This window comes from Micromonospora krabiensis (assembly GCF_900091425.1).
Classification (GTDB): domain Bacteria; phylum Actinomycetota; class Actinomycetes; order Mycobacteriales; family Micromonosporaceae; genus Micromonospora; species Micromonospora krabiensis.
Window position 1 is genome coordinate 3,782,315 of the sequence record NZ_LT598496.1, and the last position, 22,383, is coordinate 3,804,697.

Annotated in this window: 32 protein-coding genes and 1 pseudogene; 24 read left to right on the forward strand and 9 right to left on the reverse strand. The window is 70.2% G+C overall.

Going from position 1 to position 22,383, the window contains the following annotated elements:
• Positions 1 to 2: 2 nt before the first annotated feature.
• Together GA0070620_RS17200 and GA0070620_RS17205 are read right to left on the reverse strand one after the other, a co-directional pair.
• On the reverse strand, positions 3 to 1,457 hold the full coding sequence (locus tag GA0070620_RS17200; RefSeq protein ID WP_091592163.1) for a hypothetical protein: 1,455 nt from the start codon (positions 1,455 to 1,457) through the stop codon (positions 3 to 5).
• Positions 1,458 to 1,660: 203 nt separating this feature from the next.
• Complete coding sequence (locus tag GA0070620_RS17205; protein WP_091592164.1) at positions 1,661 to 1,957, reverse strand: hypothetical protein; 297 nt, start codon at positions 1,955 to 1,957, stop codon at positions 1,661 to 1,663.
• Positions 1,958 to 2,344: 387 nt separating this feature from the next.
• Between GA0070620_RS17205 and GA0070620_RS17210 the strand changes: the two genes are divergently transcribed.
• The 22 genes from GA0070620_RS17210 to GA0070620_RS17305 all read left to right on the forward strand — a co-directional run bounded on the left by GA0070620_RS17210 (position 2,345) and on the right by GA0070620_RS17305 (position 12,300).
• Positions 2,345 to 2,569: a hypothetical protein gene (locus tag GA0070620_RS17210; RefSeq protein WP_091592166.1), complete on the forward strand. Its 225-nt coding sequence runs from the start codon at positions 2,345 to 2,347 to the stop codon at positions 2,567 to 2,569.
• Positions 2,569 to 3,516: a hypothetical protein gene (locus GA0070620_RS17215; protein ID WP_197677462.1), complete on the forward strand. Its 948-nt coding sequence runs from the start codon at positions 2,569 to 2,571 to the stop codon at positions 3,514 to 3,516. The genes GA0070620_RS17210 and GA0070620_RS17215 overlap by 1 nt, the downstream gene beginning before the upstream one ends.
• Positions 3,513 to 3,908: a hypothetical protein gene (locus tag GA0070620_RS17220; RefSeq protein WP_091592168.1), complete on the forward strand. Its 396-nt coding sequence runs from the start codon at positions 3,513 to 3,515 to the stop codon at positions 3,906 to 3,908. Before GA0070620_RS17215 ends, GA0070620_RS17220 begins: the two co-directional genes overlap by 4 nt.
• Positions 3,901 to 4,380, forward strand: a complete 480-nt coding sequence (locus GA0070620_RS17225) for a hypothetical protein (RefSeq protein ID WP_091592170.1) — start codon at positions 3,901 to 3,903, stop codon at positions 4,378 to 4,380. The genes GA0070620_RS17220 and GA0070620_RS17225 overlap by 8 nt, the downstream gene beginning before the upstream one ends.
• Positions 4,380 to 4,838, forward strand: a complete 459-nt coding sequence (locus tag GA0070620_RS17230) for a hypothetical protein (RefSeq protein WP_091592172.1) — start codon at positions 4,380 to 4,382, stop codon at positions 4,836 to 4,838. Before GA0070620_RS17225 ends, GA0070620_RS17230 begins: the two co-directional genes overlap by 1 nt.
• Positions 4,839 to 4,897: 59 nt before the next feature.
• Positions 4,898 to 5,635: an AAA family ATPase gene (locus tag GA0070620_RS17235; protein WP_231921828.1), complete on the forward strand. Its 738-nt coding sequence runs from the start codon at positions 4,898 to 4,900 to the stop codon at positions 5,633 to 5,635.
• A gap of 12 nt (positions 5,636 to 5,647) precedes the next feature.
• Positions 5,648 to 5,833, forward strand: a complete 186-nt coding sequence (locus GA0070620_RS17240; RefSeq protein WP_091592175.1) for a hypothetical protein — start codon at positions 5,648 to 5,650, stop codon at positions 5,831 to 5,833.
• Complete coding sequence (locus GA0070620_RS17245) at positions 5,830 to 6,087, forward strand: hypothetical protein (RefSeq protein WP_091592177.1); 258 nt, start codon at positions 5,830 to 5,832, stop codon at positions 6,085 to 6,087. Before GA0070620_RS17240 ends, GA0070620_RS17245 begins: the two co-directional genes overlap by 4 nt.
• Before the next feature lie 11 nt (positions 6,088 to 6,098).
• Complete coding sequence (locus GA0070620_RS34055) at positions 6,099 to 6,221, forward strand: hypothetical protein (RefSeq protein ID WP_269456543.1); 123 nt, start codon at positions 6,099 to 6,101, stop codon at positions 6,219 to 6,221.
• Positions 6,218 to 6,658, forward strand: a complete 441-nt coding sequence (locus GA0070620_RS17250) for an endonuclease VII domain-containing protein (protein WP_157741653.1) — start codon at positions 6,218 to 6,220, stop codon at positions 6,656 to 6,658. Before GA0070620_RS34055 ends, GA0070620_RS17250 begins: the two co-directional genes overlap by 4 nt.
• Positions 6,655 to 7,128 carry a hypothetical protein gene (locus tag GA0070620_RS33630; RefSeq protein ID WP_172836450.1) on the forward strand — a complete coding sequence of 158 codons (474 nt, stop codon included), beginning with the start codon at positions 6,655 to 6,657 and terminating at the stop codon, positions 7,126 to 7,128. Before GA0070620_RS17250 ends, GA0070620_RS33630 begins: the two co-directional genes overlap by 4 nt.
• A gap of 107 nt (positions 7,129 to 7,235) precedes the next feature.
• Entirely contained in the window at positions 7,236 to 7,553 is a 318-nt protein-coding gene (locus GA0070620_RS34245; RefSeq protein WP_231922433.1) for a CHC2 zinc finger domain-containing protein, read from the forward strand.
• Entirely contained in the window at positions 7,435 to 8,055 is a 621-nt protein-coding gene (locus tag GA0070620_RS17260; RefSeq protein WP_231922434.1) for a toprim domain-containing protein, read from the forward strand. The genes GA0070620_RS34245 and GA0070620_RS17260 overlap by 119 nt, the downstream gene beginning before the upstream one ends.
• The gene (locus GA0070620_RS17265) at positions 8,052 to 8,459 is read left to right on the forward strand and encodes a hypothetical protein (RefSeq protein ID WP_091592184.1); all 408 of its coding nucleotides are present in this window, start codon (positions 8,052 to 8,054) and stop codon (positions 8,457 to 8,459) included. Before GA0070620_RS17260 ends, GA0070620_RS17265 begins: the two co-directional genes overlap by 4 nt.
• Positions 8,456 to 8,863, forward strand: coding sequence for a deoxycytidylate deaminase (locus GA0070620_RS17270; RefSeq protein ID WP_197677463.1), 408 nt, complete (start codon positions 8,456 to 8,458; stop codon positions 8,861 to 8,863). Before GA0070620_RS17265 ends, GA0070620_RS17270 begins: the two co-directional genes overlap by 4 nt.
• Positions 8,863 to 9,576, forward strand: coding sequence for an FAD-dependent thymidylate synthase (gene thyX, locus GA0070620_RS17275; protein ID WP_091598890.1), 714 nt, complete (start codon positions 8,863 to 8,865; stop codon positions 9,574 to 9,576). The genes GA0070620_RS17270 and thyX overlap by 1 nt, the downstream gene beginning before the upstream one ends.
• Complete coding sequence (locus tag GA0070620_RS17280; protein WP_091592186.1) at positions 9,573 to 9,821, forward strand: hypothetical protein; 249 nt, start codon at positions 9,573 to 9,575, stop codon at positions 9,819 to 9,821. The genes thyX and GA0070620_RS17280 overlap by 4 nt, the downstream gene beginning before the upstream one ends.
• Complete coding sequence (locus tag GA0070620_RS17285) at positions 9,818 to 10,315, forward strand: hypothetical protein (protein WP_091592187.1); 498 nt, start codon at positions 9,818 to 9,820, stop codon at positions 10,313 to 10,315. The genes GA0070620_RS17280 and GA0070620_RS17285 overlap by 4 nt, the downstream gene beginning before the upstream one ends.
• Positions 10,312 to 11,049 (forward strand): ribonuclease H-like domain-containing protein, encoded by a 738-nt coding sequence (locus GA0070620_RS17290; protein WP_091592190.1) that lies wholly within the window; start codon positions 10,312 to 10,314, stop codon positions 11,047 to 11,049. The genes GA0070620_RS17285 and GA0070620_RS17290 overlap by 4 nt, the downstream gene beginning before the upstream one ends.
• 41 nt (positions 11,050 to 11,090) lie before the next feature.
• The gene (locus tag GA0070620_RS17295; RefSeq protein WP_091592192.1) at positions 11,091 to 11,378 is read left to right on the forward strand and encodes a hypothetical protein; all 288 of its coding nucleotides are present in this window, start codon (positions 11,091 to 11,093) and stop codon (positions 11,376 to 11,378) included.
• On the forward strand, positions 11,375 to 11,905 hold the full coding sequence (locus tag GA0070620_RS17300; protein ID WP_091592194.1) for an RNA polymerase sigma factor: 531 nt from the start codon (positions 11,375 to 11,377) through the stop codon (positions 11,903 to 11,905). Before GA0070620_RS17295 ends, GA0070620_RS17300 begins: the two co-directional genes overlap by 4 nt.
• A complete protein-coding gene (locus GA0070620_RS17305) occupies positions 11,902 to 12,300 on the forward strand; it encodes a hypothetical protein (protein ID WP_091592196.1) in 399 nt (132 codons plus the stop codon). Before GA0070620_RS17300 ends, GA0070620_RS17305 begins: the two co-directional genes overlap by 4 nt.
• A 144-nt stretch (positions 12,301 to 12,444) precedes the next feature.
• Here GA0070620_RS17305 and GA0070620_RS17310 read toward each other — a convergent pair whose 3' ends face one another.
• From GA0070620_RS17310 to mca, 5 genes and pseudogenes are all read right to left on the reverse strand, one after another.
• Positions 12,445 to 14,052, reverse strand: coding sequence for a recombinase family protein (locus GA0070620_RS17310; RefSeq protein ID WP_091592199.1), 1,608 nt, complete (start codon positions 14,050 to 14,052; stop codon positions 12,445 to 12,447).
• A 92-nt stretch (positions 14,053 to 14,144) separates the two neighbouring features.
• A pseudogene (locus tag GA0070620_RS17315) lies at positions 14,145 to 14,300 on the reverse strand (DUF255 domain-containing protein); the annotation flags it as partial.
• Positions 14,301 to 14,414: 114 nt separating this feature from the next.
• Positions 14,415 to 16,946 (reverse strand): putative bifunctional diguanylate cyclase/phosphodiesterase, encoded by a 2,532-nt coding sequence (locus tag GA0070620_RS17320; protein ID WP_091592201.1) that lies wholly within the window; start codon positions 16,944 to 16,946, stop codon positions 14,415 to 14,417.
• 179 nt (positions 16,947 to 17,125) lie between these two features.
• Positions 17,126 to 17,419, reverse strand: coding sequence for a hypothetical protein (locus GA0070620_RS17325; RefSeq protein WP_091592202.1), 294 nt, complete (start codon positions 17,417 to 17,419; stop codon positions 17,126 to 17,128).
• 48 nt (positions 17,420 to 17,467) lie between these two features.
• The gene (gene mca / locus GA0070620_RS17330; protein WP_091598896.1) at positions 17,468 to 18,349 is read right to left on the reverse strand and encodes a mycothiol conjugate amidase Mca; all 882 of its coding nucleotides are present in this window, start codon (positions 18,347 to 18,349) and stop codon (positions 17,468 to 17,470) included.
• 199 nt (positions 18,350 to 18,548) lie between these two features.
• On the opposite strand from mca, the gene GA0070620_RS17335 reads away from it, so the two are divergent.
• Positions 18,549 to 18,986, forward strand: a complete 438-nt coding sequence (locus GA0070620_RS17335) for a DUF4307 domain-containing protein (protein ID WP_091592204.1) — start codon at positions 18,549 to 18,551, stop codon at positions 18,984 to 18,986.
• Between the two features lie 128 nt (positions 18,987 to 19,114).
• Positions 19,115 to 19,612 (forward strand): transcription elongation factor GreA, encoded by a 498-nt coding sequence (gene greA, locus GA0070620_RS17340; RefSeq protein WP_091592207.1) that lies wholly within the window; start codon positions 19,115 to 19,117, stop codon positions 19,610 to 19,612.
• 67 nt (positions 19,613 to 19,679) lie between these two features.
• On the opposite strand, the gene ilvA is transcribed toward greA, so the two are convergent.
• Together ilvA and GA0070620_RS17350 are read right to left on the reverse strand one after the other, a co-directional pair.
• Positions 19,680 to 20,900, reverse strand: a complete 1,221-nt coding sequence (gene ilvA / locus GA0070620_RS17345) for a threonine ammonia-lyase (protein ID WP_091592209.1) — start codon at positions 20,898 to 20,900, stop codon at positions 19,680 to 19,682.
• Positions 20,901 to 20,958: 58 nt separating this feature from the next.
• Positions 20,959 to 22,368 (reverse strand): amidase, encoded by a 1,410-nt coding sequence (locus GA0070620_RS17350; protein WP_091592212.1) that lies wholly within the window; start codon positions 22,366 to 22,368, stop codon positions 20,959 to 20,961.
• Positions 22,369 to 22,383 lie beyond the last annotated feature (15 nt).

Sequence of the window (22,383 nt, forward strand, 5' to 3'; positions counted from 1 at the left end):
TCTCAGGCTGCGTGCGCCAGCCCTCCGTGCTTGGCCATCAGGGCGACTACCTCGCCGAAGATCGGCGGAGCCGGCGGGTTGGCCACCTCATCGAACACCGGGGTCGCCTCGTCGACCGGGACCGTGACCGGGTCGTTCAGCGGGTCTGACGCGGTCGGTGGCGCATCCACCACGGGCTGCTCCGTGGCCGGGGGCTCCTGGTCGACCGGCTGCTCCGTGGTCGGCGGCTCGGCCGGCGGGCAGTTCTCCGGGTCGCCCTCGGGAACTTCGCCCTCCGGCAACCAGGTCACCGGCTCGCCATTGGGGACCTCGCCGGTCGGGTCGGTCGTGACCGGCGGGGGCGCAGGCAGCTCCGTGCTCGGCTGAGTGACCGGCGGGGTCGTCGGGGTTGTCGGCTGGGTCGTGGGTGGGGTCGTTGGGGCTGCTGGCGGGGTCGTGGGCGGCGTGACCGGCGCGGTGGGCGGAGGGGGCGGTGCCGTTGGCGGGGTCGCCGGAGGCGCAACCGGCGGCGTGGTCGATACGGGCGGCGGCGTGGGGATCACCGGGACTGCCGGCATGATGACCGGCTCCGGCTCCAGGGCCACCGTCGCGCTCGCGTCTCCGACGATGATCCGCACGGCCTCCTGGAGGATGACGTCGCCGACGGTCTTCGGGTGAGGGATGAGCCTTAGCGGCTTGCGCGGGTCGGGCAGCAGTTTCATCGCCACCGCGGCCTCGGTCATGTCGGCCGGTAGGACGGTGTCGTTGTCCAGTCCGTGCGCCCAGCGACGCAGGCGCGTCTCGTCGGTGCCGTAGAGCACCCACCGCTCGCCCATGATGAGGTTCTGGAAGGTGTCTGGGTCGGCTTCGTGGATGGCCCTCCAGCTCTCGACGCCCATCGCGGAGGCGAACACCTTCATCACGTTGCGCTGGGGCTTGCCGTTGTCCGGAGCCTCGTAGTTGAACGTGAAGCTGAGCTGGTCAGGGCCGATCATCGCCTCGACCTGCATCTCGGCCCCGTCTTCGGCTACGCAGGTGGCCACCAGGTCGGCGTCGTCAACACCCGAGCAGTTCATGCCCGAGCCCGTCTGCACAGCCTCGAAGACCGGATTGCTCCACGCCGTAGCGGCGCTGACCGGGGCGACCCCCTGGCCCGTGAGCATCGGGGCGACGACGGCGCCGAGCACGGAGGCGGCGACCAGGGAGCCGGCGCGAACGCCCATCTTCACCGCCCTGTCGGCTGCCGGTCCGCGCCGCTGCCGCTGATAGCGGTGACGGCCCGGCTTCAGGCTGGCCGGCGGTGCGTGCCGGTACTGCATGGCCACGGGCGGTAGCTCGCTCGTCAGCGGTCGAGCGGTAGGGATGACGGCCTCCACCCAGTGCTCGACGGCATCGGGGTGGGCGGCGGGCAGGATGGCCCGGATCGCGTTGACGGCCGTGTCGTGACCGGCCAGTGGATCGACGAGTATGACACCCATGTCTGGCACTGGGACCGCCGTGACCCCGGTGTGCCGCTGGATAACCTTCACGCTGCGTTTCCTTGTTGCGGAGGGGCGGAGATGGAGCGACAGTGCTCCGCACGCACGGCTGATCAAGCATTTTCCCTGGTCAGAGGCGGTGCTGGGATGTTAGGAGGAATTCGGCTGGTGGCGCAATACCTCGGCGGGTGAACGTTGACTGGTCACTCAGGGAGATTGCGCAGGTGGAACTCGACCAGCGCGGCCACGGAGGCGAGCTGTTCGTCGTTGAGCTTCTTGACGTTCGCGATGAGGATGCGGGTCTTGGTGTCGGGCGTTTCGGTCTCGTAGGTGTGGTAGCCGGCGGACTGCTGCGCGGCGTGCATCACCACGCCCTCATCCAGCTCTAGGGCTGCCGCGAGAGCGGTGATCTGCTCGGGCTTCGGCATGGCCGGCTGGTCGGTGGTGGCGAGCTTGTAGACGTACGACTTGGAGAGGTGTTCGCCGCCCCGTTCGGCCATGTCCGCATACGAGTAGCCCGCGCTATGTCGTTCACTGATGAGCCGCGCAAGCTCGTGGTCAGGCAAGACTCCGCCTCCCTGTCGTCGGTCGGGGCGAGCAGACCATAGCGTTTCCCCAGGTCAGCCGTCTACCCGGGGGAACAAGCGTCCACGAACGTGAACACACGAACTCCCGTTCGTCATACGTTCGTTCATACCTGTAGACGGCCGTTCACGGCTGTAGACGGCTCGCCTGCTGATCTCGTAGCGTCAGCCCGCCACCCAAGGTCCACTCGACGACGCGAGGCGAACATGCACGTCACGACCCCTTCCGGTCGCCCTGCGACACCCGTCCCGTTCGGCTGTTACGGTTTCTTAGCAAGTCACCGAGAGGTTGGTGGTGGTGCAGTGAAGGACCCAGTCGCACGCGTCAGCGTCGACCTGGACCACGAGACCGGGGAGGGCTGGTTGTTGATCCATCCCGACGCGGACCCCAGTGAGATCCGGGCGGCCCTGGACGTCGTGGACAGAGCTGGTTGCGAGGAGCTGGACCCCCTGGAGACCGGCGACGAGCCCCAGGAGGACGAGCACGGCCGGTACATGATCCCGGTCGTGCGGAAAGGCGGCTGGTGATGGCTCTGGCCAGACTGGACGCTCACAAGGAGCGGGTGCGCGGGGCCGGCGGCAACCGGGACGTTCCGCGCAACGGCAAGAAGCAACCGCTGATCATCCCGCTCGGCGAGGACGGGCAGCCGGACACGGCGGCCAAGCTGAAGCCGTACACGCGGATGACGACGTACATCGACTGCCTGGACGACAAGACCAACCTCACCAAGTGGGGTAAGCGACTCGTCCTGGTCGGACTTGCTAAGTTGCCAGAGGGCAAGCGGGCCGACCTGGTAGCCGAGATCCTGGAAGCCGACGAGCGGGGCGACAAGAACAAGCTCAACGCCATCGCGGAGCGGATGCACAAGGCGGCCGGCGGCAACGACAAGGCCGACCAGGGCGACTGGCTGCACGAGCTGAGCGAGTACGCCGACAAGGGCGAGGCACTGCCCGCGAAGGCGACCGAGGAGGACCTGGCCGACATCGCCGCGTACAAGCTGGCGACGATCGACCTGGAGGTCAAGGAGATCGAGCACTTCGTGGTGCTCGACGAGCACAAGGTGGGCGGCACGCCGGACCGGATGAGCTGGTACGCCGGCCCGGACCCGGACGGCCTGGAGCCCGCCGGCCACCTGATCACCGACCTGAAGACGGGTCGCGTGGACTACGGCGGCCTGAAGATGGCGATGCAGCTCGCCGGCTACGGGCGGGGCAAGAAGTACGACCCGCAGACCGGGGTCCGTACACCGTGGCCGGACGACCTGAACCTCAACTGGGGCCTCATCATCAACGCGCCGGCTGGCACCGGCACGTGCGAGGTCCTGTGGGTGGATCTGCGGCTCGGCTGGGACGGATTCCTGCTGGCCAAGGACGTCAGGGCCATCCGCAACCGGGGGCGCCGGGCGTTCCGCCCGTACCCGTCTCCCGGAGCATTACTTGCTATGGAAGAGGACGCGGAGGAGGGGGAGGAGTGAGCGAGAGCCGAGAGCTTCCGCTGGCCGGGCAGGTGCTGGCCACCGTCGACTTCCCGGAGTCGGGCTACGGCAACCCGCCGGAGACGGCCTCGGATGTCGACGAGGCCAACCTGATCACGTCGAAGGTCGACCTGGGCTACGACGTGGCCGGTACCTCGATCCACAAGCCCGTGCTCGACATCGACCTGCCAGTCCGGCTCGTAGCGTCGAGCACCCCTGGGCACTTCCACCTGTTCATCGACAAGGCGATGACCTGGGACAAGTACAAGAAGCTGCTGGACGTGCTCGCGGACGTCGGGATCGTCGAGCCCGGCTACGTCAGGGCCAGCAAGCAGCGCGGATTCTCGGCAGCCCGGCTGCCGTGGGTCAAGAAGGAGGATGCGCGTGACTGACAGTCCGTGGCAGGAGGACGGTGCCTTCACCGCCTCGTTCAAGGCCGGCAAGGGCTACGAGGAGCCGTGGCTGGTCGTGCGAGGCAACACCGCCACGGCCCTGCGGGACCGAATCGTCGAGGCGTTCGGCCTGGAGGGTGACTTCACGCTGATCGAGGCCATCCACAACGCCAACCAGCTCTTTCACGCCCTGACCAACGTCGGTCGGGAGCTGGGCGGGCGGGTCATCCGCGGCTCGTCGGCTCAGGAGAAGGCCGCGACCGCCGGCAACGACCCGTGGATCGCGGCGCAGGCCGCCGCCACGGAGGAACAGCCTCCGGCGGACCCCAACAAGAAGCTGCTGGACGAAATCGAAGCTGCAACCACGGTGGACCAGCTCAAGCGGTTCTGGGTCACCAACAACCCGCTCAACGAGGTCGTCGAGGCCGCGTGGCGGGCGAAGGGTAAGTCTCTCCAGGAGGGTGGCAACTGATGGCACTTGCTAAGAAGGACACGATCGGCGGCGACCTCCCCCCGTTCTTCCGGCCGGAGAACCACGCGGCCGACCTGGCGCTGATCTTCGAGCCGCTGAGCGTCCGCGAGGGCGTGCAGGGCAAGTTCGGCCTCCGGGACCACGTCAAGACCCGGGTCACGACCTTCCGGACCCAGGAGGCCCTGGACAAGGGCGAGCCGTCGTCGGTCGAGGTCGTCGAGATCAACGCGACCGTGATGGCCAAGGACCTCAAGGAGCTGATGGAGGAGGCCAAGAAGTCCGGCGACTCCGCGCCGGCCCTGATCGCCACGCTCCTGCACTACCAGCCGAAGAACGGCGGCAACAAGAGCTGGGTCTTCCGGCTCCCGCGCGACGCCGACTACGACAAGGCCGCGGCCTACTACGAGCAGCGTGAGGCCAAGATGCAGGCCGCGCTCGCGGACGTGCCGAGCTTCTAGTGCTGACGCCTGGCAGATCGCTCAGCCTGCACGCTGAGTCTGGACGCGAACTGCCCCGGGTGCCGGACCTCCAGCCCTTGTACGACATGGGGGTCCGGCCCCGGCACGGCGAGGTCGTCATGGTCGCCGGCCGGTCCGGTACGCAGAAGTCGGGATTCGCGCTGTGGTGGGTGGCTCAGATGGGCCTGCCCACGCTCTACTTCTCGGCCGACATGAGCCCGTTCACCGCCTCGTCGCGGATCGCGAGCATGTTCCTCGGCGAGCCCACCGAGTCCATCGAGGTCCGGATGCTCAGCGGTGGCCAGGCGAGGCGGGAGGCGCTGGACGCCATCGAGTCCGTGCCGATCACGTTCGCCTTCGGGCAGCTCGACTGGCCGTCGGTCGATCAGGAGTTGGAGGCGTACGTCGAGCTGTGGGACAGCTACCCGCAGGTCGTGGTCTACGACAACCTGATGGACTTCGAGGGCGCCGAGGCGGACTACACGGTCCAGATGAACGTCATGAGCAACGCGACCGCGTTCGCTCGCGAGACCGGCGCCACGACGATCCTGCTGCACCACGCCTCCGACAAGTCGTGGGACGCCAAGGCGGCGCCCTTCGACCCTCCGGGGCGCAACGAGGTCAAGGGCGGCTTGAGCGAGAAGCCCGAGCTGTCCCTGTCGGTGGCCCTGGACCCGAACACCCTGGCCTACAAGATCGCCTGCATCAAGCAGCGCATGGGGCCATCCGACCCGACCGCGCGGCGGTACGCCGTCATGCGGGCCGAGCCGGACCTGACCCGCTTCCACGCGCGGTAGAGAGGACACCCCTTGAGCGTCGTTCTCAAGTTTTCGGCCTTCTCGAACATCACCTACGGATACGAGTACGACACCGGCTACTCCCGTGACGAGTGGAACTCCATGACCGACACGCAGCGGGACTGGGAGATGAACCAGGCCCTCTGGAACGACATCGACTGCTGGGACGAGGACGGACCCGAGGAGGACTGCGAATGAGCACCGCGCCGAAGACCAAGACGATCGTCGTCACCTTCATCAAGAAGGTCTACGCGGACGTCGCGGTGGAGATCCCCGAGGACTTCCCCGCCGAGTACGCCGTCACCGTCGCCACCCGCGACATCGCCAACCTGTCCGCCGAGGAGGCGTTGCAGCAGGGCGCGGTCTGGGACGAGAGCGACTGGCAGCTCGGCTCCACGATGTACGCCGCCGACCGGGCGTACAACAGCGCCGCCTACTCCGTCATCGTCTGATAGGACTTGCTATGGAACCCAACAAGCCGAGTGCGCGGGACGCCGCGATCGTGGTCGCGGTCATGGCTGTCTGCGCCGTCCTGGGCCTGCTCTGCGGTGTCGGCGCCACGGCGGCAGCGCTGCTGCTCTGGTGACCGACTGCGTCGTCTGCGGCGGCCTGCTCACGGGCCGTCGACGGAAGTTCTGCGGGTCGGCCTGCTCCAAGCAGGCCGCCCGCGCGGCCTGGATCGAGAAGGTCTACGGCATCACCCTCGCCGAGTGGGACCGAATCCTGGAGGAGCAGGGCGGCGGGTGCGGGATCTGCGAGCGCAAGCCGCGGACCAAGCCTGACGGCTCCGAGGAGGTCTTCCACCTGGACCACGAGCACGCCAACGGCCAGGCCGGGCCGGTGCGGGGCATCCTCTGCCCCTACTGCAACACCCGGCTGATCGGGCGGCTCAAGGACCACACGAAGGCGCAGAAGATGGCCGACTACCTGCGTGAGCCGCCGGCTACGCGAGCACTCGGCCGGACCGTCATCGCCCCCGGGCGACCGAAGAAGAAGCGACAGCCGCGAAGGAGGCGATCGTGAGGTTCACCCCCCGCAAGGAGGAGGTCCAGCCGGTCATCGACATCCTGGAGTCCGACGACTTCGACAGCGCCGACGACATGGCCAAGGCCCTGATCCGCGAGGTCGTGGACATGCTCTGGTTCCGGGACTGGCACGTCCTGGTGGTCAACCGAGACGGACAGGCGGTCGCGTTCGGACCGTTCGCCAGCGAGCCCGAAGCCAAGGCTCTCGGCACCAAGTGGCAGGGGACCTTGCTCCCCGGCGACCCGACTCGATGGGGAGTCGTGCCGGTCCGCGGCCTCGGGGCCACGGCGGAGGAACGCCAGGGCGGAGGCTACGGCTTCTGCACCACCGAGGGCTGCGGCCACCCGGCGTACGCACACAGCATGGACGGCTCCGCCCGGGGCTACTGCATCGTCTGCGGACGACACGGGGCGTGCGAGAAGTACGCCCAGGCCGCCAAGAAGAAGACGAGGGCCAAGGCGACGTGACCGCCTGGCGCCCGCGAGCCAGAGAGGCGCCGGCCGACGCCGACCGGCCCTCTCTGGAGGCGGTCCTCGAACACTACGGCGTCACGGTCAAGCCACGAAACATCCAGATGGTCTGGTGCCCGATCCACGAGGAGCAGGGCAGCTCCCGGAGCCCGAGCTGTTCGGTCCGACTGGACGAGGGCCTGTGGCACTGCCACGGGTGCGGCAAGGGCGGGGACGTCTGGACCCTGCTGATGGAGAAGGAGGGGGTGAACTTTGAGCGAGCGCGAGCCCTTGCGGCCCAGCTCGGACTCTCAGCGGATGGCGCTGGACGAGGCAGTGAGCCGGTATCAGGCGGCTCTTACTTCCGACGCCGCAGCGTTCCTGCTGCGAAGGGGAATCAGCCGAGAAACGGCGGTTACAAACCGTCTTGGCGTCGTAAGTGACCCGATGCCCGGCCACGGCCAGTACGAGGGCTGGCTGGCGATCCCGTACCTGCGTCACGACGGCCAGGCCGTAAGCGTCCGCTTCCGGTGCATCGCCGGCCACGAAGACTGCCGGCGCGACTACGGCCACGGCAAGTACATGAGCCTGGAGGACGAGCCCAGCCGGGTCTTCTACATCCCGGCGATCCACTCGGCCGACGACGAGATCCACGTCGCCGAGGGCGAGTTCGACGCGATGATCCTCAACCAGGTCGGCCTGCCTGCGGTCGCCATTCCCGGCGCCTCGGGCTGGCAGGGCCACCACAGGCGGATGCTCGCCGGCTTCAGCCGAGTCTGGGTCTGGGGCGACCCGGACGACGCGGGCGCCAAGTTCGTCGCCCGAGTCAGCCGCGCGATGCGGCAAGCCCGCGGAGTCCAGCTCAGCATCGGCGACGTGACCGAAACCTACCTCGCAGAGGGCACGGCAGGGCTGTACGCCCTGATTGAGAGGGGACAGGAATGATCCGGATCTTCGAGCACATCGACCAGTTCGGCGACTCTTTGACCGTCGAGGACTACGGCCCGGATGCCCCCATCACGGCCACGGTGACCACGGCCAAGGGCGTCACCGAGTGCGTCGAGCTGACCCCCGAGGCGGTGGCCGAGCTGCGGGCCAAGCTGCGTCCGCACGAGGAGGTCCCGGGCAGCGAGCGGGCCGAGGCGTTCCAGCAGGGCTACGAGGCGGCCCAGAAGGAGCTGGAGCCGCTCGACCCGGCGCGCGTGGAGGCGCTGTTCCTGGCGGCCAACGTCGCCAAGGACCTGCGCACGGACAACGCCTTCGGCTCCCACAGGATCTCGCACGAGACCGTGCTGGCGTACGCCCTGTTCCTGCTCGACGAGCTGCCCATCCCGGCGGCGCAGCAGTGAGCCGACCCACCTTCGACGACTACTTCATGGGCCTCGCCCAGGCGGCGGCTCGCCGCGGTGACTGCACCCGCAGTCAGGTCGGCGCGGTCCTGGTGCGAGCCAACCGCTCCACCTGCGGCACCGGCTACAACGGCGTCATGCCCGGCAAGCCGGGCTGCCTGGAGGGCGCCTGCCCCCGGGGTCAGCTCAGCTACGAGGAGTGCCCGCCCTACGCCCCCTACGACAGCGGGACGGGCGAGTGCATCGCGACGCACGCCGAGATGAACGCCCTGCTGTTTCTGCCCGACACCGAGCAGGCCGTCACTTGCTATGTGACCCGACAGCCCTGCCGCGACTGTCACTTCGCGCTGATGCTTCACGGCGTCCAGCGCATCGTCTGGCCCGAAGGAGAGTGGAACGCCTGATGCGAGTCCTACTGATCGCCCACACCCACATCGAGCGCGATATCCCCGGCTACGTGTCGCACGCCGTCGCCTCGACTGAGCCGTGGGTGTTCGAGACCCACGCGGACGAGCTGGTGGAGCAGGGCGGCCGGCTGTGCTACCTGTCGTGGAACCGGCCCAACCCGGCGACCGCCACGAACAAGGGCTACGTCGCGAACATCATCGAGAAGGGTCACTTCTCGGTCCTGGAGCACGCCTCGGCGACCTTCTACATCGACGGGGTCACCCGCAACTTCACGCACGAGCTGATCCGCCACCGGCACCTCAGCTTCAGCGAGGTCAGCCAGCGATACGTGGATGCGGGGGCCTTCGAGTTCGTCGAGCACCCGGGCCTGGCTCCCGTGTCGGACCCGGTGCGGTACTGGATGCAGGAGGCGGTGGAGAACGCCTTCGACGCCTACGGGACGCTGGTCGACGACCTCAACGAGCAGGGCTACCTCCGCAAGGAGGCGCGTCAGGCGGCCCGTCACGTCCTGCCCGGCGGCACGGAGACGAAGATCCTCGTCACCGGCAACTTGCGCGCCTGGCGCGACGTGCTAAGGAAGCGGCTGGAGCTGGACGCGAACGGCGAGCCCCTGGCGGACCTGGAGTTCTACCAGGTCGCCCGGGAGATCCTGATCGAGCTGAAGCGGATCGCCCCCAACGCCTTCCAGGACTTCGAGGTGCCGGCGTGAACGACCCGGTGATCGTGGACCACGACGCGGAGATCATCCGCACCGGCTGGCCCGCCGAGGGCGAGATCCGCATCGAGGACGGCCTGACGACCTACACGTCACCGTCCGGTGCCGAGTGGGGATTCGTGGGCTTCCGTGACGGCGTCCCCGGCTGGCTGCTGTTCGACAGGCCCTTCCGGGCGGCAGACGTGACCGAGTTCCAGGGGGCGTACGTGGTGACCATTCCGATGCAGGAGGCAGCGTGAGCGACGAGACGGTCCTGAAGGACATCACCGGCAACGTCATCGAGCCGGGCGACACCGTGGTCTACCCGCAGATGTCCGGTCGGTCGGTGCAGATCGTGCTAGGGAAGCTGCTGTCGTACAACGGCAAGACGGCGCAGATCGAGCGCACCGAGGGCGCCCGTTGGGGCGCGAGCTACAACCGCACCCGCTACCGCGACAAGCGGACCGGCAAGGGCATCGACCCGTACGCCAGCGACAAGCACTGGGAGACCCGGGCTCACTACCTCTACACGCACGAGACGACGGGTGAGGTGATCTCCGAGGAGGAGATGAACCGACGCTTCCCCTTGACCTGGGGTTGGGAGTCGGACCGGGCGAGCCGGCGGAAGCGCCAGGAGTTCAAGGGGCAGTACGTTCCCGGCGTCCTCAAGGACTACGTCGAGGAGTACAAGGACGCGCCGAAGCCGGTGACGATCCACAACGTCAAGAACATCGTCAAGGTCGTGACGGCGTGAAGACCCTCTACATCGACATCGAGACGTCGCCGAACCTGGCGTACGTCTGGAGCCTCTGGCGGGAGAACATCCCGCTGGACCGGCTGGTCGACGCCGGCCAGGTGCTCAGCGTCTCCTGGAAGTGGCGCGGCGACAAGAAGGTCACGTTCGTCAGCGACCACTCCCCGGGTCACCGCGGAATGCTCGACGAGACGCACGCCGCGCTCAGCGCCGCCGACCTGGTGGTGCATTACAACGGCGGCCCGTTCGACATCCCGCACCTCAACCGGGAATTCCTGCTGGCGGAGATGGCGCCGCCGGCCCCGTTCCAGCAGCTCGACCTTCTACGCCAGGTGCGCAAGCAGTTCAGGTTCCCTAGCAACAAGCTGGCGCACGTGAGCACGGCGCTCGGCCTGGAGGGGAAGGTCAAGCACTCCGGCTTCGACCTCTGGGTGCGCTGCATGGCCGGTGAGGCGTCGGCCTGGCGCGAGATGGAGGAGTACAACAAGCGGGACGTCGTGCTGCTGGAGGAGCTGCACGACCGGCTCGGTGGCTGGCTGCCGGGGGCTCCGAACGCCCGGCTTCACAGCGGCGACGAGACCGTGTGCCCGCAGTGTGGGGCTGGTGACCTCCGTCGGGAGGGGCACGCCTACACGCAGCTCGGGAAGTACCAGCGGTGGCAGTGCCGGGCGTGCGGCGCCTGGTCCAGGTCCAGCACTCGGGTGTCCGGTACTCAGGTGAGGAGCGTGTCGTGACCGATCTTGCTAAGGAATCTCTTGCTATAGAATCTCTTGCTATGGAAGCCGACTGGAGCGTCCTCGACGACGCCGACACCGTAGCCGCGGTCGAGTCGGCCGCCGCCATCGTCGCCGCCAAGTACCGGGACCGGGCGGTGAACATGCTCGCCGAGTACGACGACCTGCGTCAGGAGGGATTCATCCTCGCCGCCACCAAGGAACGGCTCCAGGGCCTCGACCCGAGCCTGCTGACCTTCCGACTCGTCCAGGAGTTGAACGGCCTCGTCAAGTACGGGGCACCGAAGGCCAGCGCCACCGTCTACCTGTCGACGCTGGAGGACGCGTGAGCGTCGGGGCTCCCGGCTCCTACCGATCGCTGGATTGGCGGGGCCGCTACTCCCCCGAGCTGGTCGCAGTGATGCTCCCGGTGGCCTGGGGACACGCTCCCTGGGTCACCCGGGAGCCCCGGGTGGACCGCTGCCGGCGCGGAGCCGGCACCTGCGGCCACACCTGCCAAGACGACCAGTGGGACGAGGGCTGCACGGTCGACGGCGAGCACAAGGTCTGCGAACACCGCCACGGCGGCCACGACCAGTGCGGCCGGTGCGCCTGCGTCGACCCCACGTCACGCCAAGCCACCAACACCCGCGACCCCGACGCGCAAGCGATGGCCGTCGACATGGCCCGAGCCTGGGCAGCCCTGTACGCGCTCAGCTTCGACGTCATCGCCGAGGCACTGAGCCTGCACCACCACCACGGACTCACTCAAGACGAGATCGCCCGCATCCAGGGCGTCAGCCGGCAGGCCGTGAGCCTGCGCCTTCGGGCGGGACACCTCGCCATCGCCGATTTTCTGAACGGAGAGAGCGCATGACCGACAACCAGCTTCCCCCGGACGTCATCGGCCACCTCGCCGGGGTCACCGGCACCCAGGAGCCGCTGGCAGCCTGCAACTCCTGCCTCCGCGGCATCCTCTACGGCACGCTCGCCCACCTGGCCAGCGCCCTCAGCTACCAGGAGGACGGCTACCTCGGCCGGCTGAAGGCCACGGGCCACATGCAGGCCGCGATGCGAATCCTGACCGACCTCGTCAAGGTCGACCTGATCGCGCAGTACCCGCAGGCCGAGGACATGCCGGACGCGGACTGGGCGCTCGCCATCTCCTCGTTCTACGAGGCCCGCGTCGAGCACTACTGCGACATGGAGACCGGCGAGGTCAAGTTCGAGCCCCACGACGACGAGGGCGATATCCTCGGGGCCGGTCTGTGAGCACTTCGACCAACGGTCGGCAAGGCCCATTCGACGACGTCCTGGACGCCGAGATCGACGATTGGGTAGCCGCCCACCTAGCAGCCTCGCCGGAGTGGGACGAGGAGCGGTGGGCGGCCCTGGGGGAACTTCTCGGCGTCGAGTTCAGCGCCGCCAGACCGGCTTGAGCCGGTGGGGGTCCGGCCTCTTGACCCCCTTCTGCCCCGGCTTCACCTGGACAGCCAGGAACACGTCAAACAAGATCTTCCGGCGCTGAGCGAGATCGTATTCGCCACTGCGCCACCTGCGGATGATGTCGGCCGGTTCTTCGGAGCCGGCCGCATTTTCCATTTCCCACCGGGCGCGCTCGGCCCGCAGCTTCCGCACCTCAGCCTGAAGTCCCGGCGACAGGCGATAGAACTGCTCGTCGTCGACGACCCCCGACATCCACCGCTGCTCCAGGCCGGCGAGCCGGTCCGCCAGGTCCTTCAGTGTCGACTCCATCGGCCACACCAGCTCGGGCTTGCGATAGGTGACCTGCGCCTGGCTCAGCTTGGCCAGCAGCAGCCGCGTGAGCTGGCGGTCCACCATCGGCCCGGACACCGCGTTCTTGTTGCAGGCGCTGCACCTGTAGGTGTACGGGCTCCGCGCCGACCGCGTCGGACTCCCGTTGAGCGAGCCGTTGCAGAGCCGCTGCACCCCGTCACTCTCGACGGGATTCAGGCACCGGAGCAACTGCGACGCCAGGTACTTCACCGTCTTCGGCTTGCCGGTGACGCGGGGAGCGGACGGCCCCCGGTGCAGGTAGGTGCTGCCCGCGCCAAACGTCGCGCAGACCGCCTCCCACTCCTGCGGCTCAACGATGGTGTCCCACTTGCCGACGATCGGCGCACCGTTGCCGTCCACCGCGAGCACGCCCCGGTTGGCCCGGTAGCCGCAGACGCGCGGGGCGGTCATCATCTGCGCCAACGTGGTCGGCTTGATCTCTCCGCCCCGGCTGCCCGTCAGGCCGCGCCGCTTCGCCTCGGCGCACAGCGTCGGCAGCGCCTTGCCCTTGATCCGCTCGCGGATCGCCCACGCCAGAAAGTCGGCCTCGGCCGGGCGCAGCGTCATCTTGTCCTCTTCCCAGCCGAACGGCCGCGGACCGCTGTGCGGCAGCCCGTCGAGAATGAGGTCCTGGTGCCAGTCGCGAATGCGCCGCTTCTTCTTCTTCGACTCGACCCGGTTGAACAGCGACTGGATGCCCGACTTCAGCAGCTCGCCCTCTTCTTCGAGGTCCATCGACCCCGACGGCGTCCAGAAGAGGCGACCGGACTTCTTGGTCAGAGCATCCACGAAGCTCTCCCAGTCCGCCGCACTGCGCTCGATGCGGTCCTGGTCGACGGCGATGATGCCGTCCAGGCGGTAGCCGGTCGTGGTCCGGCCGGCGCGCAGATCCCGCAGCATGGCCCGGAAGTCAGGGCGGACGAGGTCGGTCTTCGATGCGGAGATGTCGTTGTCGGTGTAGCGATGCACGATGATCAGCCCGTGCCGTCCGGCGCTCGTGTCGTTGCGGCGGTGCTGGTTTGCAACACCTTTGCCGGCCGACCAGGCGGACGCGTGGGCCTTCTTCGAGTTGTTCTTGCGCCAGTCGTCGGAGATGCGGGAGTAGGCGCCGACGAAGATCCCGTCGGGGTGGCGAGCCAGCAGCTCGGCGAACGGCGGCAGCCCGGGAGGGGTGCCACGAAGCTCCAGGTCGTTAGGTCCCGACTCCTCGGACGTCAATGCGCGCACCGCGACCCTCCTAGCTCGACAGACCCGTGATCACCCTACCTTGCGGGGCAACTGGGGCTCGTGCTACCACTCATGCTTCTGATACTTTACTGGCACCAGTGGCAGGCCGCGTAGCCCACCGAGATGATCACCGGCACGTCCCGCCGGCGGGCCTCGGCGAACGCCTCCTCGCACCACGGCCACCAGTCGACCGGGTTGTCGGCGTGCTGAAGCAGGTACGGCGAGGTGGCGTCGGCGAGTCGATTCACCCGACGACCATAACCATCCCATCCGACCCCACCCTGTTGATCATGAAGTTATCGCCACCCGGACCGGCGTGTCGGCGCCATAAACTTCATGATCAACGCGCAGCTCGGCGGGGGTCAGGAGGCGCCGTCGGCTCGGAGGGGGAAGACGTTGGGGCGGGCCTCGTCGAGGAGGGTGCCGAGCACCGCGCCGATCTTGTCGGCGGGCATCGGCTTGAAGAAGTGGTAGCCCTGCGCCGCCGTGCAGCCCAGCTCGGCCAACGCGGAGCGCTGCTCGGCGGTCTCCACGCCCTCGGCCACCACCCGCAACCCCAGCTCGTGCGCCAGGCCGACGGTGGTGCGGACGATCGCCGCCGCCTCCGGGGAGTCGACCATCCGGATCACGAAGGAGCGGTCCACCTTGAGCTCGTCCACGGCGATCCGGGTGAGGAAGGTCAGCGACGAGAACCCCGTGCCGAAGTCGTCCACCGCGAGCTGCACGCCCATCGACCGGAGCGTGGCGAGCACCTCGTCGATGACCTCCAGCTCGCTCATCACCACCGTCTCGGTGATCTCCAGGACCAGTCGGTGCGGCGGCACCTTGTGCCGGCGCAGCGCCTCCGCGATCTCCACCGGCAGTCGCGGGTCGAGCAGGCTCCGCGCCGACAGGTTGACCGAGATGGGGATGTCCAGCCCCGCGCGGGCCCAGTCGGCGGCCACCCGCAACGCCTTGTCCAGCACGTACCGGGTGAACGTGCCGAGCTGCTCGCTGTTCTCCACCGGGCGGATGAAGTCCACCGGGCTCAGCCAGCCGCGCCGCGGGTGACGCCACCGGATCAGGGCCTCCACACCGGTCGGCGCGCCGGTGGTCAGGTCGACCGCCGGCTGCAACGCCAGCACCAGCTGGTCGTCCACCGTGAGCGCCTCACGCAGCTCGGCCAGCAACGCCAACTGGTCGGTGCTGGCGGCGTCGCGGGTGCTGTCGTACGGGGCGACACTGCCGCCGCCCTCCTTGGCCTGGTACATGGCGATGTCGGCCCGGCGCAGCAGCTCGGTCAGGTCGGCGGTGCCCGCGTCGGCCACCACCACACCGACGGACACCTCGACCGACATGCGCACCCCGGCGACCTCGGTCGGCGCGGCCAGCCGCTCGGCGATCTCGCGGGCCTGGCGCAGCGCGTACGCCATCGGGGCGGTCCGGTCGCCGATCACCGGGACCGACGTCAGCAGCAGCGCGAACTCGTCGCCGCCGAGCCGCGCGAGCAGGTCACCGTTGCGGGCCAGCGCCCCGAGCCGGTTGGCGGTCAGCCGCAGCAACTGGTCACCGGCGGCATGACCCAACGTGTCGTTGACCTCGCGGAACTGGTCGATGTCGAGCAGCAGGAGCGCAACGGGGTGGTCGTGCGCGAGCTGCCGCAGCGCCTGGTCCCCCTTGCTCAGCAGGGCCACCCGGTTGACCAGGCCGGTGAGCGGGTCGTGCACCGCCTCGTACGACGAACGGGCGGTGACGAGCCGCAGCTCACGGTGGGTCGCCGCGTCGTGCAGCGCGGCGGCCAGCGCCTCACCGAACGCGGCGAGCGCGTCCCGCTCGCGCCCGCCGGGCGGCGCGGACCGGGGGAAGCGCACCCGGAGCCGGCCGACCGGCACGGCCCCGACGGTGAGCGGACGCACCAGCTCGTGCTCGTCCGGCTCGGCGGCGGCGGGCTCGGCGATCTCCCGGTCGACCAGCCCACCGGCGGGATCGCCCCGGTAGCGTCGCCAGCGGCCGTCGCCGCGCGCCACGTCCACCTCGACCAGCTCGGCCTGGAACAGCGTGAGCGCGCCGGTCACGGCGGCCGTGGCCACCCCCCGCTCGTCGAGCTGGTTGAGCGCGGCCGTCGCGTCGGCGAACGCGCGCCAGGTCCGGCGCTCCTGGCCGACGCGCAGCCGGTGCCGGTAGGTCTGCTGGAGCAGCCAGAGCGGCGGCGGGAGCAGCAACAACCAGCGCGGGTCGATCTCCAGCAGCACCACCACGAGCAGGCCCACCGCGACGTTGCCGACGAACATCAGCCACTTGCCGCGCAGCGCCGCGAGCAGCGGCGGCCCGATCGGCACCCCGTGCCGCAGGCCGAGCGTGACCCCACCGAGCCAGGCCGTGACGAGCAGGTAGGTCACCGAGCCGGCGACCAGGGCACCGGCCAGCGCCGGCGTGGGCGCGGCCAGCATCGGCCGCCCGAGCGCGGTGGTGACCGACACGGCGAGCGCGGACGCGGCGGCCAGCGACGCGGCGATCCGGACGATCTCCAGCGTCGGCCGGCGCTCGCCGACCAGCGACAGCACGGTCCAGGCCAGCCCGGCGCCGAGCAGGGTCGCGGAGGGAAGCCAGCCGGCGGGCACCAGATAGAGGCAGATGATCAGCGCCGCCTCGCCCCAGCTGATGCTCACCATGCCGGCGGCGGCGCGGAACCGCAGCCGGGCGAGCTGGGCGAGGGCGAGCACCGCGACGGCGATGGCGTAGCGCGCCGGCGGGGGCAGCGGGTCGTCGACCGGGAGCCCGGCCGGCAGGGTCAGCCCGACCACGGCGGCGATGAGGGCGGTGAGGGTGACCGCGGCGGTGAGGACCAGCACCCGGGGTGGCACGCCGCGGATTCCGGGCCGGTCGACCTGATCGCCGGCCCTGCCGGAGGTCACCGACCCGCTCCGTGCGCCGGCCGCGCGAGGGTGCGGTGGGCCGCCGCTGCTGTGACGGTCATCGGCGCCCCCTCCCGCGCACGGCTCGGGGACTTTTGGTCCCCCCGGCGGAAGGCTAAGCCAAACCCGGTGGTCGCAACAGGGGGCGACCACCGGGTTGGGCGTGATTCATGCGCGGACTAGCCGTTCCGGTGCTGCTGACGCGCGTTGGGAGAGTCAGAGGATGAATCCACCGCTCCGGTCCCGTCTGTCGGATCGGTGACTCCGGCGTCCGCCCGACCGGCCTCCGCCGGCAGCCCCTGCGCGGGGAACCGGTCGGGCAGCCGGCGCAGCCGGGCGTTCATGTTGCGGATCAGCAGAACGGTGGCGGTGCCCAGCACCAGGATCAGGAACAGGCCCATCGGCCCGGCCAGGCCACCCGTGCGGGTGTCCCCGAAGTTGTTCTCCGCGAGCACCTGTGCAGCGGTCAGCATGGCGTTCCTCCGGTGTGCGACTGGTGACCAGCGTAGCGCCGCGCCGGATCAGCGGGCATGCGCCGTCTCGCGCACACCGGCGAAGAGGTCGGACTCGGGCAGCGGGCTGTCCACCATCGAGCGCGCCAACTCGTAGTCCTCCGTCGGCCAGGCACGCTGCTGCAGGTCCATCGGCACCTGGAACCAGAAGCCGTCCGGGTCGACCTGCGTGGCGTGCGCGCGCAGCGCGTCGTCGCGGACCGGGAAGTATTCGGCGCACTCGACCCGGGTGGTGATCCGCGGGCCCTTGTCGGGGCGGTCCTCCCAGCGGGTGAGCCACTCCTGGTAGGGCGACTCCAGGCCGGCGGCGAGCATCGCCTCGTGCAGCGCCATGATCTTGCCCTTGGAGAAGCCGATGTCGTAGTAGAGCTTCAGCGGCTGCCACGGCTCGCCCAGCTCCGGGTAGCGCTGCGGGTCACCCGCGGCCTCGAAGGCCGCCACGCTCACCTTGTGGCACATGATGTGGTCGGGGTGGGGGTAGCCGCCCTCCTCGTCGTAGGTCGTCACGACGTGCGGACGGAACTGGCGCATCAGCCGCACCAGCGGGCCGGCGGCCACCTCGACGTCCTGCAGGGCGAAGCACCCCTCGGGCAGCGGCGGCAGCGGGTCACCCTCGGGCAGCCCGGAGTCGACGAAGCCGAGCCAGGCCTGCTCGATGCCGAGGATCGCCCGGGCGGCGTCCATCTCGGCGCGGCGGATGTCGGCGATGTTCGCCCAGACCTCGGGCTGGTCGAGCTTGGGGTTGAGCACGCTGCCGCGCTCACCACCGGTGCACGTCACGACCAGGACGTCCACCCCTTCGGCGACATATTTCGCCGTGGTCGCGGCGCCCTTGCTGGACTCGTCGTCCGGGTGGGCGTGGACGGCCATGAGACGCAACTGTTCTGCCAACTTCGGCACTCCTCGTCTGGATCGGCCCGCTGGCCGGCCGGCCGACCTGCCGGAATCCTCCCCTCGCGGCGGCTCCGTGTGGCGACGGCGGTCGACGCCGACGGGCGACCTGCCATGCTTGACCCGGAGCCGGGCTGGGAGGATGGACTCTGCCATTCTTGCCGATGCCACCGACAACCACGCCAGGAGATACCCGCCGGTGAGCGAGACGCACGCCACAATCACCCCGGAAGCACCGGTCTTCCCGCCCGGGCGGTACGGCCGTCGCCGGGAGCCGGGCGGACGCCGTCCCGTCGTGCTGGCGGTGCTGGCGCTGACCGTCCTGGTGGCCGTCCTGACCGTCATGGCGGTCCGGCTCTACCAGCAGTACGGCGACCCGAACTACGACGCCCAGGTGGTGACCTACACGGACATCACCGACAGCCGCGTCCGGGTCGAGTTCCGGGTGACCGTGCCCGAGGGCGGCTCCGCGGTGTGCCTCCTGCGCGCCCGCGACCGGTCCGGCGCCGAGGTCGCCCGGGAACAGGTCACCGTCACGGCGCCGCCCGGCGAGCGGCACCTCACCGTCGAGCACGTGCTGGCCACCAGCGGCCGCGCCTTCATCGGCGAGGTCCTGCGCTGCCGACCGCCCGGCTGAACCACGGGCTGAACCGCCCGTCGCCGACCGCCCCGCACGGTGGTGATCGACGCCACCTGCGTGTCGTACCACACTGGTAACTTGGAACTTCACCTGTCGTCAGCCACGCACATTCGAGGAGAACGCCTGTGTCCACTGGCAACGAGGCGCCCGCCACCTGGCTGTCCCAGGACGCGTACGACCGACTGAAGGCCGAGCTCGACGAGCACATCGCCAACCGTCCGGTCATCGCCGCCGAGATCAACGCTCGGCGCGAAGAGGGCGACCTGCGGGAGAACGGCGGCTACCACGCGGCCCGCGAGGAGCAGGGCAAGGCGGAGGGGCGCATCCGCTACCTCCAGGAGCTGCTGCGCACCGCCAAGGTCGGCGAGGCGCCGACCGCCGACGCGGTGTCCCCGGGGATGGTCGTGACGATCTACTTCGACGACGACCAGAGCGACACCGAGACGTTCCTGCTCGGCTCGCGGGAGATCGCGTCCACCACCGACCTGACCGTCTACAGCCCCGAGTCGGCCCTCGGCAAGGCCATCCTCGGCGGCCGGGCCGGGCAGACCTGCACCTACACGGCGCCCAGCGGCGCCGACATCAAGGTGACCGTGGTCAGTTTCGAGCCGTTCTCCGGCTGAGCCGGCGGCCGGGGCGACGACCCCGGCCCACCGCACCACCCGTGGCGAGGCGTGACACCGACCGGTGTCACGCCTCGCCCGCGAAGACCACCTGGTAGCCGCTGGCCCGCAGGGCACTGATCAGCGTGTCCGAGTGTTCGACGCCGCGGGTCTCCACCGACAGCGCCACCTCCACCTCGCCGAGGTGCAGGTGCGGGTTGGCCCGCTGGTGCTCCACGTCCACGACGTTCGCCCGGTGCTCGGCGATCTCGCCGAGCAGCGAGGCGAGCTGACCCGGCCGGTCCGAGCAGCGCACGGTGAACCGCAGGTAGCGTCCGGCGGCCGCGAGCCCGTGCTCGATCACCCGCAGCATCAGCAGCGGGTCGATGTTGCCGCCGGAGAGCACCGCGACGACCGGCGCCTCCACCTCCACCACCCCGGCCAGCAGCGCGGCGACACCCACCGCGCCGGCCGGCTCGACCACCTGCTTGCCGCGTTCCAGCAGCATCAGCAGGGCCCGGGAGATGTCCTCCTCGCTGACCGTCACCACGTCGTCCACCAGTTTGCTGACGTGGGTGAAGGTGATGTCGCCGGGCCGGCCGACCGCGATGCCGTCGGCGATCGTGCTGAACGCCGGCAGGCGCACCGGCTCCCCGGCGAGCAGCGAGGGAGGATAGGCCGCCGCGCTGGCCGCCTGCACCCCGATGACGCGTACGTCCGGCCGCAGCGCCTTCGCCGCCACCGCGATCCCGGACACCAGCCCACCACCGCCCACGCCGGTGATGATGGTCCGCACGTCCGGGCACTGCTCCAGGATCTCCAGCGCCACGGTGCCCTGGCCGGCGATCACGTCCCGGTGGTCGAACGGGTGGATGAACACCGCGCCGGTCCGCTCCGCGTAGGTCTGCGCCGCGACCAGTGACTCGTCCACCGTGTTGCCGACCAACTCGACCTGCGCGCCGTACCCCTTGGTGGCCGCCACCTTCGGCAGCGGCGCGTTCACCGGCATGAAGACCGTGGCGTGCGTACCGACCAGACCGGCGGCGAGCGCGACCCCCTGGGCGTGGTTGCCGGCGCTCGCCGCCACCACGCCCCGCTCGCGCTCCTCCGCCGACAGCCGGGAGATCCGCACGTACGCGCCGCGCACCTTGTACGAGCCCGCGCGCTGCACGTTCTCGCACTTCAACCACGCCGGTCCGCCCAGCACCGCGCTCAGCGGTCGGGAGGGCTCCAGCGGAGTCGTCCGGGTGACGCCGGCGAGCAGTTCCCGCGCGGCCTGTACGTCGGCGAGACCGACCAGTTCCGTCATGCCCCGATCGTGCCACCCGGCGGTGGCGGGACCGGCGGCGACGCCACCGCCGGCCCGATCACGCGACGGCTGGCGATCCCGTTCCGACCCGCGGGTAGCCGGGGGCGTGCCGCGCCCACGGGGCGGCCATCTCGAACTGACCGGCGACGCCGAGCAGCAGCAGTTCCGAGCCGGGCGGCCCGACCAACTGCACGGCCACCGGCAGCCCGTCCGGGCGCCGGCCCACCGGCACGACGATCGACGGGAGCCCGGCGACGTTCCACGGCGCGGCGAAGGGGGCGTAGCGGATGTTGGCCGCCATGTTGGCCCGCCAGGACCGGCCGGACCAGCCGAGCGCCTCCGGCGGCGCGCCGGCCAGCGCCGGGGTGAGCAGCAGGTCCACCGAGTGGTCGGTGAAGAACCCGACGGACCGCTCCCGCCAGGCGGCCCGGTCGGCCTCCCGCACGTACCCGCGTCGCTGCGCCCACTCGCCCAGGGCGACGTGCCGGCGGCTGCGCTTCTGGAGGTCGCGCCGGGCGACGCCGCCGGCCTGGACGTCGGCGGCCGCCGCGGCGAACCAGGTGGCGATCCCCTGCAGGCCGAGCCTCGTCGGGTAGACCGGGTCGGCCGGCACGGTGTCGTGGCCGGCCGCGGCGAGCAGTCGCCCGGCGGTGGCCACGGCGTCCCGGTTCGGCGCGTCCGCGGACACGCCGCGCACCGGCGAGCGGAGCGAGACGCCCACCCGCAGCCGCTGCGGCGGCACCAGCTTCTCCGGGCGCCGCCCGGCGAGCACCGAGAAGCCCACCGCCGCGTCGGCGACCGTCGTGGTGAGCATGCCGTGCTCGACGAGGCCGAACCAGTCCTCCGCGCCGAGCTGGCGGGGGACGACGCCCCGGCCCGGCTTGAGGCCGACCAGACCGCAGCAGGCCGCCGGGATCCGGATGGAGCCGAGGCCGTCGTTGCCGTGCGCGATCGGCACCAGGCCCGCGGCGACCGCCGCCGCCGCGCCACCGGAGGAGCCGCCCGGCGTACGCCGGAGGTCCCAGGGGTTGCGCGTGACGGCGGTGTCGTCGTCGGTGAGCGCCCAGAGGCCGAGCTCCGGCATCCGGGTCACCCCGAGGATCACCGCGCCGGCGCCGCGCAGCCGTCGGACCACCTCGTGGTCGGCCTCGGCGACCGGCGTACGCACCGCGGCCGACCCGTTCCAGGTGGGCAGGCCGGCGACGGGAGTGTTCTCCTTCACCGCCACCGGCACACCGGCCAGTGGAAGGTTGGCCAGGTCCTCCTGCTCGTCGACCTTCTCCGCCTCGGTGATCGCCTCCCCGCCGCGGACCGCGCGGAACGCGGCGAGGTCGGCGTCGGCCCGGGCGATGTGGTCGAGGTGGTCCGCGACGACCTGGGTGGCGGAGACGTCCCCCCGCCGTACGCCGCGGGCGATCTGTTTGGCGGTCGCCCCGACCCAGGTCGGCATGATGTCCTGCACGGCCACCCTCCCCCAGACAGC

Coding starts and splice junctions, on each gene's coding strand:
- GA0070620_RS17200 (WP_091592163.1), bottom strand. CDS start 1,457: ATGGGTGTCATACTCGTCGATCCACTGGCCGGTCACGACACGGCCGTC.
- GA0070620_RS17205 (WP_091592164.1), bottom strand. CDS start 1,957: ATGGCCGAACGGGGCGGCGAACACCTCTCCAAGTCGTACGTCTACAAG.
- GA0070620_RS17215 (WP_197677462.1), top strand. CDS start 2,569: ATGGCTCTGGCCAGACTGGACGCTCACAAGGAGCGGGTGCGCGGGGCC.
- GA0070620_RS17230 (WP_091592172.1), top strand. CDS start 4,380: ATGGCACTTGCTAAGAAGGACACGATCGGCGGCGACCTCCCCCCGTTC.
- GA0070620_RS17245 (WP_091592177.1), top strand. CDS start 5,830: ATGAGCACCGCGCCGAAGACCAAGACGATCGTCGTCACCTTCATCAAG.
- GA0070620_RS34055 (WP_269456543.1), top strand. CDS start 6,099: ATGGAACCCAACAAGCCGAGTGCGCGGGACGCCGCGATCGTGGTCGCG.
- GA0070620_RS34245 (WP_231922433.1), top strand. CDS start 7,236: ATGGTCTGGTGCCCGATCCACGAGGAGCAGGGCAGCTCCCGGAGCCCG.
- GA0070620_RS17265 (WP_091592184.1), top strand. CDS start 8,052: ATGATCCGGATCTTCGAGCACATCGACCAGTTCGGCGACTCTTTGACC.
- thyX (WP_091598890.1), top strand. CDS start 8,863: ATGCGAGTCCTACTGATCGCCCACACCCACATCGAGCGCGATATCCCC.
- GA0070620_RS17295 (WP_091592192.1), top strand. CDS start 11,091: ATGGAAGCCGACTGGAGCGTCCTCGACGACGCCGACACCGTAGCCGCG.
- GA0070620_RS17305 (WP_091592196.1), top strand. CDS start 11,902: ATGACCGACAACCAGCTTCCCCCGGACGTCATCGGCCACCTCGCCGGG.
- GA0070620_RS17325 (WP_091592202.1), bottom strand. CDS start 17,419: ATGCTGACCGCTGCACAGGTGCTCGCGGAGAACAACTTCGGGGACACC.
- ilvA (WP_091592209.1), bottom strand. CDS start 20,900: ATGACGGAACTGGTCGGTCTCGCCGACGTACAGGCCGCGCGGGAACTG.